Genomic DNA, 16,265 nt, shown 5'->3' with positions numbered 1-16,265 from the left:
GCTGGTGCGCCTTCTGTAGGGTCACACCTTCACCGCCGTGATGGCTGTTTAGGCTGCCTTCATGAAGGACTGGGATTTGAGGAAACTGCAGATCCTCCGGGCTCTGCAGGAGACGGGGACGGTCACCGCTGCCGCCACTGCGCTGCGGATGACACCGTCGGCCGTCTCGCAGCAGCTGTCCGCGCTCTCCAAGCAGGCCGGCACCCCGGTGATCGAGGCGCAGGGCCGCGGCGTCCGGCTGACCGGCGCCGCCCACGTCCTGCTGCGCCACGCCGACGTGGTCTTTGCCCAGCTGGAGCGCGCGGGCGCCGAGCTGGAGGGCTACACGCGAGGCGAGGCGGGAGAGGTCCGGGTCGGCGCCATCGCCACGGCCATCACCCGGCTGGTCGTTCCCGCGTCCCGGCTGCTGCGCCAGGACTTTCCGCGCATCACCCTGTCGGTCCGGCAGGCCGAGGCCGCCGAGGTCTACGAGCAGCTGGCGGGCGGCGACGTGGACCTCGCCGTGACGCTGGCGGTGCACGCGCCGTCGGCGCGCGACCCGCGCTTCCACCGGGTCGCCCTGCTGGCCGACCCGCTCGACGTGGCCCTTCCGCTCGGCCACTCCTGGGCGGCGCGCCCCGGCCTGCGGCTGGCGCACCTCGCCCAGGAGCCGTGGATCTTCGGGAGCAGCGGCCCCTGGCGGGAGATCACCCTGGCGGCCTGCGCCGACGCGGGATTCGTCCCGGAGCAGGCGCACGCGGCGACCGACTGGTCGGCCATCCTCGCCATGGTCGCCGCGGACCTCGGTGTCGCGCTGGTGCCCCGGATGGCGACGGTGGGGGAGCGGCAGCACGTCGCGATCCGCCCCTTGGACGCCGACCGGCCGCGCCGCCACGTGGTGGGTGTGGTGCGCAGCGGATCCGAGGAGGGGCCGTTGCTGCGGCGGGTGATCCGGGTGCTGGGCCAGGTCGCGGATGAGTCCGTGGAGTCGGCGGACGCCGGTGGACGCCGGGAAAACGTTCAGTTGAACTGAAGATATGGTTCAAAAACTGTCGATGGACGTGAACGGTGTCGCCGGTCCAGAGTAGAGCCATGACGACACCTGAGACTCACTCCCCAGTCCCCTCCTCCACTTCTTTCACTGGCGATGCTCGGCCGTTCGGTGGGGGTGATCCGTATGCGGATTACCGGTGTGCGGAGTTGCCGTTCACGGGTCTGGTGGATCTGGCGGATCGGCGGTTGGGTGCGGGGGTGATTGCGGCGAATGATGAGTTCTTCGCGGAGCGGGAGAATCTGCTGGTCCCGGAGCCGGCGCATTTCGATCCGGAGCATTTCGGGCACAAGGGCAAGATCATGGATGGGTGGGAGACCCGTCGTCGTCGGGGTGCGGGCACCGACGCCCCGCACCCGGTGGATGCGGACCATGACTGGGCGCTGATCCGGTTGGGTGCGCCCGGGGTGATCCGGGGGGTCGTGGTGGACACCGCGCACTTCCGGGGCAATTACCCGCAGTCGGTGTCGGTGGAGGCGACGGCGCATGCGGTGTCGGCGTCGGCGGAGGATCTGCTGGCGGAGGGGGTGGAGTGGACGACGATCGTGCCGCGCACCGCGGTCGGCGGCCACGCGGCGAACGGGTTCACTGTGGAGGTGGATCGGCGGTTCACGCATCTGCGGTTGAAGCAGCACCCGGACGGCGGTGTGGCCCGGTTGCGGGTGTATGGGGAGGTGGCGCCGGATCCGGGGTGGCTGGCGGAGCTGGGCACGTTCGATCTGGTGGCGTTGGAGAACGGTGGGACGGTGGAGGATGCGTCGGACCGTTTCTACTCCTCGCCGGTGAACACGATTCTGCCGGGGCGTTCGCGGAAGATGGATGACGGGTGGGAGACGCGCCGTCGTCGTGACAAGGGCAATGACTGGGTGCAGTACCGGTTGGTGGCGCAGGGTGCGATCCGGGCGGTGGAGATCGATACCGCGTATTTGAAGGGGAACGCGGCGGGCTGGGCTGCGTTGTTCGTGCAGGATGAGGGCTCAGATGCGTGGACGCAGTTGCTGCCGCGCACAAAGCTCCAGCCGGACACGGTCCACCGTTTCCTGGTCAATCCGGTTCCGGCGACGCGGGTGCGGATCGACATCTTCCCCGACGGCGGTATCTCCCGCCTGCGCCTGCACGGCTCCCTGACCGCCCGAGGCGCCGAACACCTCACCACCCGCACCGAAGAAATCAGCTGACCGAGGGCAGTGAGGCGGCGGCCGTCAGATGACGGCCGCCCTCTCGTTCACTGCGCGCCGAAGAGCGTCAGCAGCTCGTCCTTGCCGAACATCCGGGCCGTGTCGACGGCGCTGGGCGTACCGGCGGCCGGATCGGCGCCACCGTCCACCAGTGCGCGGATGACCGCGTCCTCGCCCTTGAAGACCGCTCCGGCCAGCGGGGTCTGACCGCGGTCGTTGAGCCGGTTGGGATCGGCGCCGCGCTGCAGCAGGGCAGCGACGGCGTCGGCGTGCCCATGGTAGGCGGCGAGCATGATCAGCGTGTCGCCCCGGTCGTTGGTGAGATTGGCGGGGACACCGGCGTCCACGTAGGCGGCGAGGGTCGCCGTTACGCCTTCGCGGGCGAGGTCGAAGACCTGTCCGGCCAACTGCAGCACCTCGGGGTCGTGCGCGGGCTCGGTATCGGGGTTCGCTTCCGTCATGCGAACACCCTACGTGTCGATCACCGCACACGGCCTGTCATGGAACGCGACGACTTCCGGAGGATCCGGGACCTTCCCGGGCCGTCATCGGGCCCCGGCGCGACCGCCCCGGGCTGTCGGTCTTCTGACCGATTTGCGGGGGCTTTGCCCAACCCTGACCGAGGCAGGGCCTGTTCAGCGGCGCCGTAACCCTGTTCCATGGTCATCAGACGGCCGCCTGTTCCCCGGCGGCCCCGCGTGACTGGATGAGGTGGCCTTGGCTACGACCGTGCGACGTATCGCTGTGACCATCCCGGCTGCCCCGATCGGCCCCGAGAACCCGCTGCCCGCGCTGCGCGCCCTCGACGAGGTGCACCAGCTCGATCCGCGCGAACGCGCCGGGCTCCCGGCCGACATGGCACGCCAGGTCGGTTACGCGCCGCTGCACTCCGTCCTGCCGGTACGGCTCCGTGACGGGTACGGCCGCGAGCGCGCCCCCGCCGATCTCGACGCCGTCGTCATCGAGAACGACCGGGTACGCGCCACCGTCCTGCCCGGTCTCGGCGGGCGGCTGCACTCGCTGGTGCACAAGGCCACCGGCCGCGAACTGCTCTACCGCAACCCCGTCGTCCAGCCGGCCGACTTCGGGCTGGCCGGAGCGTGGTTCTCCGGCGGCGTGGAGTGGAACCTCGGGGCGACCGGCCACACCACCCTCACCTGCGCGCCCCTGCACGCCGCCCGCGTGCCCGCCCCCGACGGCGGCGAGATGCTGCGGCTGTGGGAGTGGGAGCGGCTGCGCGACCTGCCGTTCCAGATCGACATGTGGCTGCCGGAGCACTCCGACTTCCTCTACGTGGGCGTCAGGATCCGCAACCCGCACCACCGCACCGTGCCGGTCTACTGGTGGTCCAACATCGCCGTCCCCGAGACCGACGACACGCGCGTGCTCGCCCCCGCCGACACGGCGTGGCACTTCGGATACGCCCGCTCGCTGCGCCGCGTGCCGGTGCCCGAGTGGGACGGCACGGACATCACGTACCCGACCCGGTCGGAACACGCCGCCGACTACTTCTACGAAGTAGGGGACGGCGACCGCCGCTGGGTCACCGCCCTCGACGGTGACGGGCAGGGGCTCGTCCAGACCTCGACCGACCGGCTGCGCGGCCGCAAGCTCTTCCTCTGGGGCAACGGGCGCGGCGGCCGTCGCTGGCAGCAGTGGCTCACCGAGCCCGGTACCGGCGGCTACCTGGAGATCCAGGCGGGTCTGGCCCGTACGCAGCTGGAGCACGTGCCGATGGAGGCGGGCGCGGAGTTCTCCTGGCTGGAGGCGTACGGTCCGCTCGACGCCGACCCGGCGGCCGTCCACGGCGACGACTGGGGTGCCGCCCGTGCCGCGGTCGAGAACCGGCTGGAGAGCGTCCTGCCCCGGGCGGACGTCGACGCCGCCTACGCCGCCTGGCTGCCACACGCGGACACCGAGCCGAAGGACGTCATCGCCACCGGCTCGGGCTGGGGCGCGCTCGAGGTCGAGCGGGCCCGGTTCGCGCTGCCGGGGACGCCGTTCGACCCCGCGACACTGGGGGCGCAGCAGAAGCCGTGGCTGGAGCTGCTGGTCGCCGGCATGTTCCCGAGGCCGGTGGAGGACGCGCTGCCCGGCCCCGCGCTCGTGGCGCCGGAGTGGCGCGAGCTGCTGGAGGCCGCGGACACCTACAACGGGAACGAGTGGTACCGGGACTACTTCCTCGGCGTCGCCCAGTGGCACGCGGGCGACCGCGCCCAGGCGATCAGAAGCTGGGAACGCTCCGCCGCGCAGCACGAGACCTGGCCGGTGCTGCGCTGTCTCGCCGTCGCCGACCAGGAGGACGGCCACCTGGAGCGGGCCGCCGACCGCTTCCTGGCCGCCTCCGCCACCGCGCACCACGAGGTGCCGGCCGACGAAGCCTGGTGGGCGGCCTCGGCCGGGCTCGCCCGGGAGGCGGTCACCGCGCTCCTCGCGGTCGGCCGCGCCGACGACGCGGCGCTCGTCCTGGACGAACACGTGCCGGCCCACGCCGAGCGCGGCCGCTTCCGGTTGCTGCGGGCGCAGGTGCTGCTCGCGCGGGGCGACGTGCCGGCCGCGCGGGCGATCTTCGACGCGGGTTTCGTCGTCGACGACCTCCGCGAGGCCGAGGAGTCGCTCAGCGACACCTGGTACGCCATCGCAGAGCGGCTGATCGCCGGCGACGGCCCGGTGACCGCCGACGTCGAGCGGCGCGCCCGCGCCGAGCACCCGCTGCCGGAGGCGTACGACTACCGGATGCGTCCGGCGGCGGAACCGCCGAGCGGAACGTGAGTCACCTTCGCTCGTAGGAGTCGATGAGGGCCGCCAGTTCGGGGATCGTGATCTCCCCGGGCCGGCGGCCCTCGCGGGCGAAGGCGTTGGCGACCTGCTGGAGCACGGCGTTGACCGGGGTGTCGATGCCGGTCATCCGGCCGAGCAGCACGATCTCCCCGTTGAGGTAGTCCGCCTCGATCGAGCCCGTGCCACGGGTGAGGCTCTGCCACGACGAACCGCCGCCGCGGGTAACCCCGTTGAGGGGCTGGAGTCGGACGCGGTCACCCCGGGCGGCCGTCTGCTCGGCTTCACCCGCCCGGTCGACACCGGCCGCGTCCAGGACCGCTTCGCCCTCCGCGACAGCGCGCCGCACCAGGTCACCGGCGGGCGCGGCGTCGTCGCCGTCGAGCGGGCCGCAGGTGGCCTCCACCGCGTTGCCGAGGTTCTTGAGCAGCTTGCCGTACTTCCAGCGCATCACGTCGGACGGTGTGGGCGCGTCGAAGCCCGACTCCATGAGGTCCGCGGCGATCCGCTCCGCCAGCGCATCGCTCCCCGCCGGGAACCGCCCGAGGTGCAGAATGCCCGTCAGCGGCTCGCACGACGCCTCGATGGACCCGGGTTCCAGGTAACTGGCGGGCAGCCAGACGCACATGCCGTACACCCGGCGGAACCGCCGCAGCGCGAGCCGTTCGCCCGCGACCCCGTTCTGCGCGCACACCACAGGCAGCCGCCCGCCCGCGGTACCCCCGCCCGCGACCGGTCGCCCGGCCCACGCGTCCAGGGCCGCGACGCTGTCCTGCGTCTTCACGGCGACGACGAGGACGTCGTCCGCACGTAGTTCGACGGCCTCCGGGCCGTCGACGACGGGCACCGGAAGTTTGAGCGCCCCGCCCGGCAGCGTCAGCCGCAACCCGCCGTCCCGCAGCGCCTCGTAGTGCGCGCCCCGCGCGACGAGGACGACCTCGCGGCCGCTGTCGAAGAGCCTGCCGCCGATGGTGCCGCCGATCGCGCCGGCCCCGATGATGATGTATCGCACGCTCCGAGCCTGGCACACACGTCAAGCCCACTCGCGCCCCGGCCGGTGCTCCGTCTCCGTCACCCCCCGCGACCGGACGGGGTGACGGCCGATCCGTTCTGTGAACACCTGTGCCCATCGTGTAGCGTTCGCCAGCCCCGGCAGGGGGAATCCGGGGAGGGACCATGACCGATACCAGCACGAGTACGCCCGACGACACGACCCGCAGAGCCGATGATCCGTGCCCGGACTGCGGCGCGGCGGTGCCGGTGGATCCGCGCTTCGCCACCTGGTGCGCGGAGTGCGGCTGGAACACCGACTCGGCCGAGCCCGACGCGCTGCCCGGCCGGATCGGGGCCCACAGGGTGGCCCTCGCCCGGCGCCACGGCGAGCAGCTGCACGCGGAACTGGCCGGCGGTGGCGACCAATCGCCCCGTCGCGACGCCCACAGCGTCCTGGCCTACGCGCTGGCCTGCGCGGTCCATCTGTTCACGGTCGCACTCGCCGCCATCGGCCTGCTCCTCGTGGTGCTGGGCTGGGACACGGTGGTCGAGCCGATCATCGGCGTGATCCTGCTCGTGGTGGCGTTCGCGCTGCGCCCCCGCCTCGGCCGGCTCCCGGGCGACGGCGTCGTCCTGCGCCGGGCCGACGCCCCGGCCCTGTTCACGCTCCTGGACCAGGTCGCGGAGGGTGTCAGCACCCGCGCCGCGGACGCCGTCATCGTCGACGTCCGGTTCAACGCCTCGGTCCAGGCGTACGGTTGGCGCCGCCGCCGTCGCGTCGACATCGGGCTTCCGCTGTGGGAGACGCTCACTGCGCAACAGCGGGTCGCACTGCTGGGTCACGAGTTCGGCCACTACGCCAACGGTGACACCCGGCACGGACTCGTGGTCCACACCGCACTGCGCTCCCTGGTCACCTGGTACGAGGTCTTCACACCGGCGCGGCGCAACAGCCGCATGGTCAGGGCCGACGGCCTCGGTGAACTCGCGCAGCGCGCCGCCCGGCCGCCGGCCGAGGCCGGACTGGTGCGGCTGGCGGAGGCCCTGGCCGACGCGCTGATGGTGATCCCGCGCTACGCCGTGCTGGGCGTCCTCCGACTGCTGGACCACCTCACCGTGCGGTCCGCCCAGCGGGCCGAGTACCTGGCGGACCGGATGGCGGCCGGAACCGGCTCCAGCGAGGCGGCCGTCGGCCTGTTCGACCGGCTGCTGACGGGGGAGTCCGTCAGCAACGACCTGCGCACGCAGGCGGTTCGCGCCCGCACCCGCCTGCCCGGCGTCGACCCGAAGGCCGTCGAGGCCGGACTGTGGACCCACCTCGCCACCCGCATCACGTCGATTCCCGCCCGGGAGTACGACCGGCTGCGGCGCGTCAGTGTGCTGCGCGGACACGCGGTCGACGCGACGCACCCGCCGACCCATCTGCGCCGGTCCCTCATCGCCGACGGTGCCCAACTGCCTGGCACCGTGGTGCTCGACGCCGCGGCCGTCGCCGCCATCGACGCGGAACTCGCCCCGGCCCGCACCCGGCTGGCCCGCGACGTGGTCAGGGACCTCTAAGTCGTGTTGTAGAAGTCCCGTCTGTCTCGCGTGGTCTGGCACGCACGCTCGCTGCGTTGCCGGGAAATCGCTGGCCGAGCGGGCGTCCCAACGGCGAAGGTGGTGCCGGGGCCGGCGTTCGCCGGTTCCGTGACGTACGACGGGGGAGGGCTGCCGCATGTCCACGCTGCGAGTGAGCGCCGAGCGGCTGACGATCCACGAGCATCCGAACGCGGACGCGCTGGAACTGGCCCAGGTCGGGCTCTACCGGGCGGTCGTGGCGAAGGGCGCCTACCGGACCGGTGAGTTCGCGGTGTACATACCCGAGCAGGCCGTCCTGCCCGAGGAGCTCGTCACCGAGCTGGGGCTGACCGGGCGGCTCGCCGGGTCGAAGGCGAACCGGGTGCGCGCGGTACGGCTGCGCGGTGAGCTCTCGCAGGGCATCGTGTGCCGGCCGAAGGCCCTCGCGGGCACGGACCTGGAGCGTGCCGCGGCGGACGAGGAGGACTTCGCGGAGCGCCTCGGCGTCGTGAAGTGGGTGCCGCCGATCCCGGTGTCGATGAGCGGTGACGTGGAGGCCGCGCCGGATCTGCTGCCGTGGACCGACATCGAGAACCTCAAGCGCTATCCCGGCATCTTCGCGCCCGGCGACCAGGTGGTGATCACGGAGAAGCTGCACGGCACCGCCTGCTGCCTCAGCTACTTCGCGGAGACCGGCGGCGTCCAGGTCACGTCCAAGGGGCTCGGCTCGCAGCGGCTGGCGCTGCAGGAGGCCGACGGCAACCTGTACTGGCGGGCCGTGCGCGGCCACGGCCTGCCCGCCGTCGCCGCCCGGCTCGCGGCACGGCTCCGCGCGTCGCGGATCGGCATCTTCGGTGAGGTCTACGGCGCCGGTGTGCAGGACCTCGGGTACGGGCAGGACGGCCGGCGAGACGTTCCCGCCTACGCGGCCTTCGACGTGTCGGCCGAGATCGACGGCCAGGTCCGCTGGCTCGACCCGCACGAGCTGCTGGAGGGCGAACTGCCGCTGGTCCCGGCCCTGTTCAGGGGTCCCTTCGACCTCGACACGGCGCTGAAGCTGGCCCAGGGCGCCGAGACGGTGTCGGGGCGCGGCCTGCACGTGCGCGAGGGCGTCGTGGTGCGGACCGCCGAGGACCGGTACAGCCCGGTGCTCGGCGGCCGGGCCATCGCCAAGGTCGTCAGTGACGCCTATCTGACCCGCAAGGGGGGCACCGAGTACGAGTGAACCCGCACGCGGGACACCGCCTCCGCGCCCGTCAGCGGTCCAGCCGGGCGCGGAGCCGGCGCTTCGCCTCCGGCCACTCGTCCGCGAGGAGCGAGAAGAAGACGCTGTCACGCCAGGTGACGCCGTCCGACCGCAGCCGGTGGCGGCGCCAGACGCCCTCGCGCTGCGCGCCCAGCCGCAGGATCGCCTCCTGCGAGCGGGTGTTGAGCAGGTCCGTCTTCCACATGATGCGGCCCATGCCCAGCTCCTCGTAGGCGTAGGTCATCAGGAGCAGCTTCGTCTCGGTGTTGACCGGGGTGCGCCAGTGGGCGCGGCCGTACCACGTCCAGCCGATCTCGAGCCGTTCGTCGACGGTGCTCACCTCGTGGAATGTCGTCCAGCCGATCGCCCGGCCGCCGCCGAGCTCGATCACGGCGTAGGCGACGCCGCCGGCCTCCCGGCTCTGCGCGCAGACCGTGACGGCGAGGTCGCGCAGCTCCTCCTCCGTGCGCGGCGGCTCGACGGGCAGCCAGCGCCACAGCTCCTCGTCACCGCCTCCGGCGGCGATCAGATCCGGCACATGTTCCGGGCCGAGGGGTTCGAGCCGGACGAAGCGGCCGGTCAGGACGGTGGGAGAGGGTGACTTGGCAACCATGTGCGCACGGTAACCACAGCCCGCGTACTGCGGCCAGCCGGTTTTGGATGGTGGACTGCATGTTCCGCCGCCAGGTGGGGTACGCGGGACTTTCAGTCGCCGAAAGGACTCGTAGCCATGACCGACATCCATTCCAATGGCGCCCTGCCTCCGGCGCAGCAAGCGCTCCACGACATCGCCAAGGGCGGCGAGAACGTGATCGCGCTGAGCACCCTCGCTCTCAGTGACGTGCTGCTTCCCGTCCCGGCCGGACCCGACGACGCCGAGGAGGCCGCGCAGGACCCCGCCGCGTCGCGGGCCATCCAGCTGCCGGTGTACGAGCAGGAGGACGGGGTGAAACTGGTGCCGGTGTTCACCTCCGAGGAGCGGCTGGCCCAGGCACTGCCCGGTACGCAGCGCTACCGGCTGGTGCCGCTGTCCGCCCTCACCGGCAGCTGGCCGTCCGACGAGCTCACCCTCGCCATCGACACCGGCTCCCCGGACGCGCTGAGCATCGCCGGGCCCGGGGTGCGCGCGCTGGCCGCCCTGTCGGGCTCGGGGCCGGCCGCGGGTCCGGGGCAGGCCCCAGCCTGACGACATGGGCCGGAGCCGTCCGGCTCCGGCCCATGTCGTGGGTGCACCTGCTCACGGCCGGTAGACCACCAGGGCGCTGGGCAGCTTGCCGAGCAGCAGCTCGGAGGGTGCGGGGACCACCTCGCCGTCGTACGCGAGATGGCTTCCCGCGCCCAGGCCGCGGATCCGCAGCCGGCGCAGTTTCGCGGCGGAGTACACCGGCGAGCGGGTGAGGAAACCGGTCACGGCGGCCCCGACCAGTCGCGTGCGGGCGAACGGGCCGCCGTCCACGATGCGTACGTCCAGGATCCCGTCGTTCAGGTCGCGCCGGCGCACCGGCGCGAGCCCCACGCTCGAGTACTCGCAGTTCCCCGCGAAGATCAGCCAGACCGACCGCTTGCGCCCGTTGATCTCGACGTCGACCGGCTCGGACGTGCGCAGCACGTGCACCGCCGCCAGTACGCTCGCCGGCCAGCTGCCCACCCGCCGCGACCAGCGCTCGCGGACGCGCACCAGCTCCGGGTAGGAACCGATGCTGAACGTGTTCACGAAGGGGACCGCGTCCGCGCCGCCCGGAGTGTCGTACGAGGTGTACGTCGCGATGTCGACGGCCGCCGCGGTGCCCGCCATGACGGCGACGGCGGCGTCCTCGACCGTGCTGATGCCGAGGTCGAGGGCGAAGTGGTTGCGCGTTCCGCCCGGGAAGACCACCAGCGGAAGGCTGTGCCGCATGGCGATCGACGCGGCCAGGGTGACCGTTCCGTCGCCGCCGCACACCCCGAGTGCCCCGTTGTGCTCGATCGCCTGCTGGGCGGCCTTCTCCAGCAGTTCGGCCAGGTCGTCGTCCTCGGTGCGCTCCGCGACCCCGGCCATCGGCAGGGCGGTGCGGATCCGTTCGGCGGGCGGGTTGAGCAGCGCGGGCGGCCCCGACAGCTCGTTGACCACGACGAACAGCCCGCGCCCTTCCGGCAGCGAGGGGGCGTTCACCGGCGGGCCCACATCGGCGGGCGACCCGTCGGCGGTCGGGATGAGCGCCCGCACCACGAGGGCGGCCCCCACACCGAACGCCGCACCGGCCACCACGTCGCTCGGGTAGTGCACCCCCGTGTAGACCCGGGAGAACACCACCGACGCGGCGATCGGCGCCACCACCGTGCCCCAGCGGCCCGACTCCATCAGGACCCCGGTCGCGAAGGCGGCGGCCGACGCGGCGTGCCCGGACGGGAAGGAGGTGGTGAAGGGCTGGTTCCGCAGACGGCGTATCACCGGAACGGCGTCCAGTATCGGACGCGCCCGGCGCACCGCCCGCTTGCCCACGGTGTTCACCGTCGCGGAGGCCAGCGCGAGCGACCCGACCCCGCGCAACGCGGCCCGGCGGCCGTCCCTTCCGCCGACCGCGGCGACCCCGGCGGCCACCCCGAACCACAGCAACCCGTGGTTGGCGCTGCGGCTCAACCGCGGCAGCACCGGCTCGGCGCCCGGCCAACGACGGCTGGCGACCTGGTGGAACAGCTTGTGGTCCCACATCTTCAAGGAGTGGGCCCTGGCGCGACGCTTCATGCGCTAGCGGCTACCCGGGGAGCGGACTTCGATACCACCCCACTCCTTTAGGATGCCCGGGTGGCTGATGATCGAATAGACCTGGTGATCTTCGACTGCGACGGCGTCCTGGTGGACAGCGAGCGCGTCGCCGTCCGCGTCGACGTGATGATGCTGGCCGAACTCGGCTGGCCGCTCACCGAGGCCGAGGTCGTCGAACGATTCGTCGGCCGCTCGCACCGCGACCTGACGGCCGCGATCGAGGAGCAGCTCGGCCGTCCGCTCCCCGAGGGCTGGTACGACCGCTACCGGCCCTGGTACCGGTCGGCGTTCGACGCCGAACTCACCGCCGTGGACGGCATCGAGGAGGCCCTCGGCCGGATCACCCTCCCCGCGTGCGTCGCGTCCAGCAACACCCATCCGGGACTGCGGTACTCCCTCGAACTCACCGGCCTGTACGCGCGTTTCGAGGGCCGGATCTTCAGCGCGACCGAGGTCGAGCACGGTAAACCGGCCCCCGACCTCTTCCTGCACGCGGCCCGCACCCTGGGCGCGGATCCGGCCCGCTGCGTCGTGGTCGAGGACAGCCGCTTCGGCGTCGAAGCGGCCCGCGCGGCGGGCATGCGCGCCTTCGGCTACTGCGGCGGGCTGACCCCGCCGGCCTGGCTCGAAGGTCCGGGGACGGTCGTCTTCGACGAGATGCGCGACTTGCCGGAACTCCTCCTCGGCGGCTGACCCGCGTCGGTGGGCGGCTGTCCGCGCGGGCGCCGATCCGTTCGTGAGCGGCCGCCGCGCCCGGCAAACGGGTGGGCGGTGGGGCGGGAGGGCATGGCACTCGTGCGACGGGTGCGTCGGCTGGGAAGGTGGCCGCAGCCACTGAACCACCGGAGGCACGGATGCAGGGGACGACCCCGTACGACCTCAGGCCCGATCCGGGGCTGCCCGTCCCCGCGTACTGGACCGAGCACCTCGCGGGCGCCGGAGTGGAGCCGGCCGGCGGCAGCCCGGCGGTGCGGCAGGCCGCCGCCGGGTACTGGGAGCGCCGCGGGCTGTGGACCGATCCGGAGCGCGTCGTGGCCGCGCCCGGCGCCGAGCTGTTGCTGCTCGCGATCCTCGCCGCCACCGGCGGCGGCCTGGTGCTCGCCCGGCCCGCCGCCGCCTGGCAGGCGCCCGTCGCCCGGCTGCTCGGCCGTGCGGTGTCCGCCGTGCCGACACCGCCGGAGGGCGGCGGCGCCCCGGACCCGTTCGCGCTGCTGGAGACGGTCCGCCGGGCGCGGGTGGAGGGCGCGGACCCGCGGGTGCTCCTGCTGTCGCCGGCCGACGACCCGACCGGCACCGTCACCTCGCCGGAACTGCTGCGCGAGAGCTGTGAGGCGGCCGCCGAGGCGGGACTGATCGTCGTGTCCGACGAGACGTACAGCGACACCCGCCACGACCGCGGCACGGTCCTGCTCAGCCCCGCCGAGATGCTTCCCGACCGGACGATCGTCCTCAACGACCTCGCCGGGTCGCTCGCGCCCCCTTGCTGCCCCGTCGCCCTGGCCCGGTTCCCGGACTCCGACGAGGGCACCGTACTGCGGGAGCGGGCGGCGCACCGCTGCGCCGAGCTGCGGGCCGTCCTGCTGGCGCCGGTCGCCTCGGCAGCGGCGTACGCCCTGACGGAACCGGACGAGGTACGCGCCCACACCGCCGCCGCGAACCGGCTGCACGCGACCGTCGGGGCCGGTGCGTGCGGGGCCATCACGGCGGCCGGCGCGCTGTGCCGCCCGCCCCAGGCGGGCTTCCACCTCTACGCCGAGCTGACCTCCCACGACACCCACGACCTCCCCGACGCGGCCGCCCTGGAACGCCACCTCACCCGACGGCTCGGCAGGCGCGTCCTGGGCGGCCACCGGTTCGGCGACGACCCCACCGCGCTGCGGGTCCGGATCGACACCGGGCCGCTGCACGGCGGCACCGACCGGGAGCGGCGTGACGCGTTCCACGCCCTCGATCCGCTGGAAGTGCCACATGTGTCCCAGGCGTTGACGGAACTCAAGACGGCCTTCACCGAACTGACGGCCGGCTGAACTACGGTCGGGCGACGGGGGTGCGTCCCGCCGCGCCCGCCGCAGCCCGCGCCGCCCACGGATGGGAGACCCGATGACAGATCAGACCGAGCGCGCCCTCGCCGAGCCGCGTCCGCTCGGTGAGCGCCGCGTCTGGCCGAGATCCTTCGCGGACCGGCTCACCGCCCCGCTCCCCGGCTTCCGCGAGATGGCCAGAACCCTGCGCACGGGCGGCCTGCGCCCCAGCGCGGCGTCGCTCGCCACGATTCCCGCGCTGCCGCTGGAACCGGGACCGCTGCCGGAGGTCGACGCGGACACCGTCGCCCTCACCTGGGCCGGGCACGCCAGTTGGGTGGTGCGGATCGGCGGCCTCACCGTACTCACCGACCCCGTCTGGTCGGAGAAGATCCTCGGCACCCCGGCCCGCGTCACCCCGGTGGGTGTCGCCTGGGACGCGCTGCCGCGCATCGACGCCGTCGTCATCAGCCACAACCACTACGACCACCTCGACGCCCCCACCCTCAAGCGGCTGCCGCGCGGCACCCCGCTCTTCGTCCCCGCCGGACTCGCGGCCTGGTGCCGCCGCCGCGGCTTCACACACGTCACGGAACTCGACTGGTGGGAGGCGGCGGAACTGCGCGGGGTGCGCTTCGACTTCGTGCCCGCGCACCACTGGAGCAAGCGGACCCTCACCGACACCTGCCGTTCGCTGTGGGGCGGCTGGGTGCTGTCCGACGGGAACGGGCAGCGCGTGTACTTCGCGGGCGACACCGGCTACGGCCACTGGTTCACCGAGATCGGCCGCGCCCACCCGGGCATCGACCTGGCGCTGCTGCCGATCGGCGCGTACGACCCCCGGGAGATGCTCAGCCCGGTCCACACCGACCCGGAGGAGGCCGTCCAGGCCTGCCTCGACCTGGGCGCAGCCGCGATGGCGCCGATGCACTGGGCCACGTTCCTGCTCTCGGCCGAGCCGCCCCTCGAACCCCTGGCGCGGGTGCGGGCGGCGTGGGCCGCCACCGGACGCCCCCGCGAGGAGCTGTGGGACCTGCCGGTCGGAGCCTCGCGCGTGCTCGGCCGGGAATCCTAGCGGGGCCGTTCACCCGTCGGCCGGGCCGGCCTTCCGGCTGCCCGCCCGGCGCCACACCTGCGGCACCACCGCGACGAGGAACGCGATGCCCACGGCGAGCGCCACGCCCTGCCAGGGCTCGGGGAAGAGCGAACCGCCGACGATCCCGATCAGCTGGTACGCGGCGGCCCACGCCAGGCAGGCCGCGATGTCGCCGCGGATGAAACGGCGCAGCGGCAGCTCGCCGAGCAGACAGGCCAGCATCACCGGGATCCGTCCCGCGGGGATCAGCCGGGACAGCACGAGCACGGCCACGCCGTGCTCGGCGAGCTGCCGCTGCGCCTTGGCCAGGTGCTCCGGATCGGCCCGGTTCTGCAGGCGGTGCAGCAGGCGCGAGCCGTTCTTGGAGCGGACGCCGCGCAGCCCGAGCCAGTACAGCGCGACATCGCCGAGGAACGCCGCCAGCGCCGCCACTCCGAAGACCAGCGCGAGCGCGAACGGCGATGTCTGGTGGAAGGCGACCACGGCCGCGCCGCTGACCAGCGCCCCGGTCGGGATCACCGGCACCAGCGAGCCGACCATCACCAGCAGGAAGAGCGTCGGATATCCGACCGCATGCTGGGTGCTCTGCGAGGAGGAGGACGTCGCCGTCTCCGCCAGGTAGTGGATCACCGTGCCCCCGCCGGCCGCACGCTCTCGCCGTGCTCCAGCCGGTGCACGGTCACCTCCGGCGCGAGCAGCGCGGCCTGCCGCACGAACTCGGTTCCGGGGGAGTGGAATTCGTGCGGCCGTACCGAGTCCATGCCCACCGGCCAGTACGTGCCGTAGTGGATCGGCACCGCCGCCGCGGGCGCGAGCCGGGCCAGGGCCTGCGCGGCCCGTCCGGCGTCCAGGTGCCCGGTGCCCAGGAACGGGCCCCAGCCGCCGACCGGCAGCAGCGCCGTGTCGCAGGGCCCGACCTCGGCGGCCATCTCGTCGAACAGCCCGGTGTCCCCGGCGAAGTACGTCCGGGCCTCACCGTGCACCACGTACCCGAGCGCCGCGACGCGGTGCGGCCCGTACGGCAGCCGCCGCCCGTCGTGTGCCGCGGGCACCGCCCGGATGGTCAGCGGGCCGACCCGTACCTCGTCGCCCGCCACCACCTCGACCAGGTCCAGTCCACGCAGCCGCCGCAGCCCCGGCACGGCCCGCGGAGCGCCGCGCGGCACCAGCACGCGCGTGCCGGGCGCGAGCCGGGCCAGTGAGGCGGGGTGCAGATGGTCGGCGTGCAGATGGGAGACGACGGCGACGTCCGCGACCGCCGCCTCCGGCGGCGGGACGGCGCCGCGCCGCCGCCGCAGGTGCGCGAGCCGGTTCACGAACAGCGGATCGGTGAGCACGCGGACGCCCGAGTCGCGCACGGTCGCCGTGGCATGACCCCACCACGTGATCTCCACCGCCACCGGAACCGCCCCTTCACCGCGCTGTCGCCCGTACTGTCGTCCGTCGCCGTCTTCCGCCCTCGACCCTATGCCGATCACGGAACCGGTGCGGGGGTGGGCCGACCAGCGGCCCGGGGACGTTGTGGCAGGGTGGACAGCGTGCAGGAGTCACCCGGGCCCCGCGGTGCCGGGGACCGGGCCGCGAACAGGACATGAGGTGAACCGGGCGTGCTGCGGC

At 73.3% G+C, this 16,265-nt stretch carries 15 protein-coding genes; 9 read left to right on the top strand and 6 right to left on the bottom strand.

Annotated features, from left to right (window positions below; genetic code table 11):
* Window positions 1–61 precede the first annotated feature (61 nt).
* Both O3X23_RS07275 and alc read left to right on the top strand, forming a co-directional pair.
* Window positions 62–1,012, top strand: a complete 951-nt coding sequence (locus O3X23_RS07275; RefSeq protein ID WP_269270350.1) for a LysR family transcriptional regulator — start codon at window positions 62–64, stop codon at window positions 1,010–1,012.
* 59 nt (window positions 1,013–1,071) lie between these two features.
* The gene (gene alc / locus O3X23_RS07270) at window positions 1,072–2,208 is read left to right on the top strand and encodes an allantoicase (RefSeq protein ID WP_269270349.1); all 1,137 of its coding nucleotides are present in this window, start codon (window positions 1,072–1,074) and stop codon (window positions 2,206–2,208) included.
* 47 nt (window positions 2,209–2,255) lie between these two features.
* On the opposite strand, the gene O3X23_RS07265 is transcribed toward alc, so the two are convergent.
* Complete coding sequence (locus O3X23_RS07265; RefSeq protein WP_269270348.1) at window positions 2,256–2,669, bottom strand: ankyrin repeat domain-containing protein; 414 nt, start codon at window positions 2,667–2,669, stop codon at window positions 2,256–2,258.
* A 256-nt stretch (window positions 2,670–2,925) separates the two neighbouring features.
* Here O3X23_RS07265 and O3X23_RS07260 point away from each other — a divergent pair, with 256 nt between their 5' ends.
* Window positions 2,926–4,980 (top strand): DUF5107 domain-containing protein, encoded by a 2,055-nt coding sequence (locus O3X23_RS07260; protein ID WP_269270347.1) that lies wholly within the window; start codon window positions 2,926–2,928, stop codon window positions 4,978–4,980.
* A gap of 1 nt (window position 4,981) precedes the next feature.
* Here the strand turns inward: O3X23_RS07260 and O3X23_RS07255 are convergent, their stop codons facing one another.
* Complete coding sequence (locus tag O3X23_RS07255; RefSeq protein ID WP_269270346.1) at window positions 4,982–5,998, bottom strand: ketopantoate reductase family protein; 1,017 nt, start codon at window positions 5,996–5,998, stop codon at window positions 4,982–4,984.
* 164 nt (window positions 5,999–6,162) lie between these two features.
* Between O3X23_RS07255 and O3X23_RS07250 the strand changes: the two genes are divergently transcribed.
* Both O3X23_RS07250 and O3X23_RS07245 read left to right on the top strand, forming a co-directional pair.
* Entirely contained in the window at window positions 6,163–7,539 is a 1,377-nt protein-coding gene (locus O3X23_RS07250) for a M48 family metallopeptidase (protein ID WP_269270345.1), read from the top strand.
* Between the two features lie 157 nt (window positions 7,540–7,696).
* Window positions 7,697–8,764: an RNA ligase (ATP) gene (locus O3X23_RS07245; RefSeq protein WP_269270344.1), complete on the top strand. Its 1,068-nt coding sequence runs from the start codon at window positions 7,697–7,699 to the stop codon at window positions 8,762–8,764.
* Window positions 8,765–8,795: 31 nt separating this feature from the next.
* Here O3X23_RS07245 and O3X23_RS07240 read toward each other — a convergent pair whose 3' ends face one another.
* The gene (locus O3X23_RS07240) at window positions 8,796–9,398 is read right to left on the bottom strand and encodes a GNAT family N-acetyltransferase (RefSeq protein WP_269270343.1); all 603 of its coding nucleotides are present in this window, start codon (window positions 9,396–9,398) and stop codon (window positions 8,796–8,798) included.
* A 117-nt stretch (window positions 9,399–9,515) separates the two neighbouring features.
* On the opposite strand from O3X23_RS07240, the gene O3X23_RS07235 reads away from it, so the two are divergent.
* Window positions 9,516–9,971 carry an SseB family protein gene (locus tag O3X23_RS07235; RefSeq protein WP_269270342.1) on the top strand — a complete coding sequence of 152 codons (456 nt, stop codon included), beginning with the start codon at window positions 9,516–9,518 and terminating at the stop codon, window positions 9,969–9,971.
* 51 nt (window positions 9,972–10,022) lie between these two features.
* Here the strand turns inward: O3X23_RS07235 and O3X23_RS07230 are convergent, their stop codons facing one another.
* Window positions 10,023–11,510, bottom strand: coding sequence for a bifunctional phosphatase PAP2/diacylglycerol kinase family protein (locus O3X23_RS07230; RefSeq protein WP_269270341.1), 1,488 nt, complete (start codon window positions 11,508–11,510; stop codon window positions 10,023–10,025).
* Window positions 11,511–11,570: 60 nt separating this feature from the next.
* Here O3X23_RS07230 and O3X23_RS07225 point away from each other — a divergent pair, with 60 nt between their 5' ends.
* The 3 genes from O3X23_RS07225 (at window position 11,571) to O3X23_RS07215 (ending at window position 14,627) form a co-directional block, all read left to right on the top strand.
* The gene (locus tag O3X23_RS07225) at window positions 11,571–12,224 is read left to right on the top strand and encodes an HAD family hydrolase (protein WP_269270340.1); all 654 of its coding nucleotides are present in this window, start codon (window positions 11,571–11,573) and stop codon (window positions 12,222–12,224) included.
* Between the two features lie 161 nt (window positions 12,225–12,385).
* On the top strand, window positions 12,386–13,558 hold the full coding sequence (locus tag O3X23_RS07220) for an aminotransferase class I/II-fold pyridoxal phosphate-dependent enzyme (RefSeq protein ID WP_269270339.1): 1,173 nt from the start codon (window positions 12,386–12,388) through the stop codon (window positions 13,556–13,558).
* A 61-nt stretch (window positions 13,559–13,619) separates the two neighbouring features.
* On the top strand, window positions 13,620–14,627 hold the full coding sequence (locus O3X23_RS07215) for an MBL fold metallo-hydrolase (protein ID WP_269270338.1): 1,008 nt from the start codon (window positions 13,620–13,622) through the stop codon (window positions 14,625–14,627).
* 9 nt (window positions 14,628–14,636) lie between these two features.
* Here the strand turns inward: O3X23_RS07215 and O3X23_RS07210 are convergent, their stop codons facing one another.
* Both O3X23_RS07210 and O3X23_RS07205 read right to left on the bottom strand, forming a co-directional pair.
* Window positions 14,637–15,278 (bottom strand): DedA family protein, encoded by a 642-nt coding sequence (locus O3X23_RS07210; protein ID WP_269270337.1) that lies wholly within the window; start codon window positions 15,276–15,278, stop codon window positions 14,637–14,639.
* On the bottom strand, window positions 15,275–16,048 hold the full coding sequence (locus tag O3X23_RS07205) for an MBL fold metallo-hydrolase (protein ID WP_269270336.1): 774 nt from the start codon (window positions 16,046–16,048) through the stop codon (window positions 15,275–15,277). The genes O3X23_RS07210 and O3X23_RS07205 overlap by 4 nt, the downstream gene beginning before the upstream one ends.
* Window positions 16,049–16,265 lie beyond the last annotated feature (217 nt).

This window comes from Streptomyces sp. H39-S7 (assembly GCF_027158205.1).
Classification (GTDB): Bacteria; Actinomycetota; Actinomycetes; order Streptomycetales; family Streptomycetaceae; genus Actinacidiphila.
Note: the sequence above shows the minus strand (reverse complement) of the source record. Positions and strands in the feature narration are given on the sequence as shown.

Excerpts from the sequence above, each read along its gene's own strand:
- O3X23_RS07275 (WP_269270350.1), top strand. The coding sequence starts at position 62 with ATGAAGGACTGGGATTTGAGGAAACTGCAGATCCTCCGGGCTCTGCAG.
- alc (WP_269270349.1), top strand. The coding sequence starts at position 1,072 with ATGACGACACCTGAGACTCACTCCCCAGTCCCCTCCTCCACTTCTTTC.
- O3X23_RS07265 (WP_269270348.1), bottom strand. The coding sequence starts at position 2,669 with ATGACGGAAGCGAACCCCGATACCGAGCCCGCGCACGACCCCGAGGTG.
- O3X23_RS07250 (WP_269270345.1), top strand. The coding sequence starts at position 6,163 with ATGACCGATACCAGCACGAGTACGCCCGACGACACGACCCGCAGAGCC.
- O3X23_RS07245 (WP_269270344.1), top strand. The coding sequence starts at position 7,697 with ATGTCCACGCTGCGAGTGAGCGCCGAGCGGCTGACGATCCACGAGCAT.
- O3X23_RS07240 (WP_269270343.1), bottom strand. The coding sequence starts at position 9,398 with ATGGTTGCCAAGTCACCCTCTCCCACCGTCCTGACCGGCCGCTTCGTC.
- O3X23_RS07235 (WP_269270342.1), top strand. The coding sequence starts at position 9,516 with ATGACCGACATCCATTCCAATGGCGCCCTGCCTCCGGCGCAGCAAGCG.
- O3X23_RS07230 (WP_269270341.1), bottom strand. The coding sequence starts at position 11,510 with ATGAAGCGTCGCGCCAGGGCCCACTCCTTGAAGATGTGGGACCACAAG.
- O3X23_RS07220 (WP_269270339.1), top strand. The coding sequence starts at position 12,386 with ATGCAGGGGACGACCCCGTACGACCTCAGGCCCGATCCGGGGCTGCCC.
- O3X23_RS07215 (WP_269270338.1), top strand. The coding sequence starts at position 13,620 with ATGGGAGACCCGATGACAGATCAGACCGAGCGCGCCCTCGCCGAGCCG.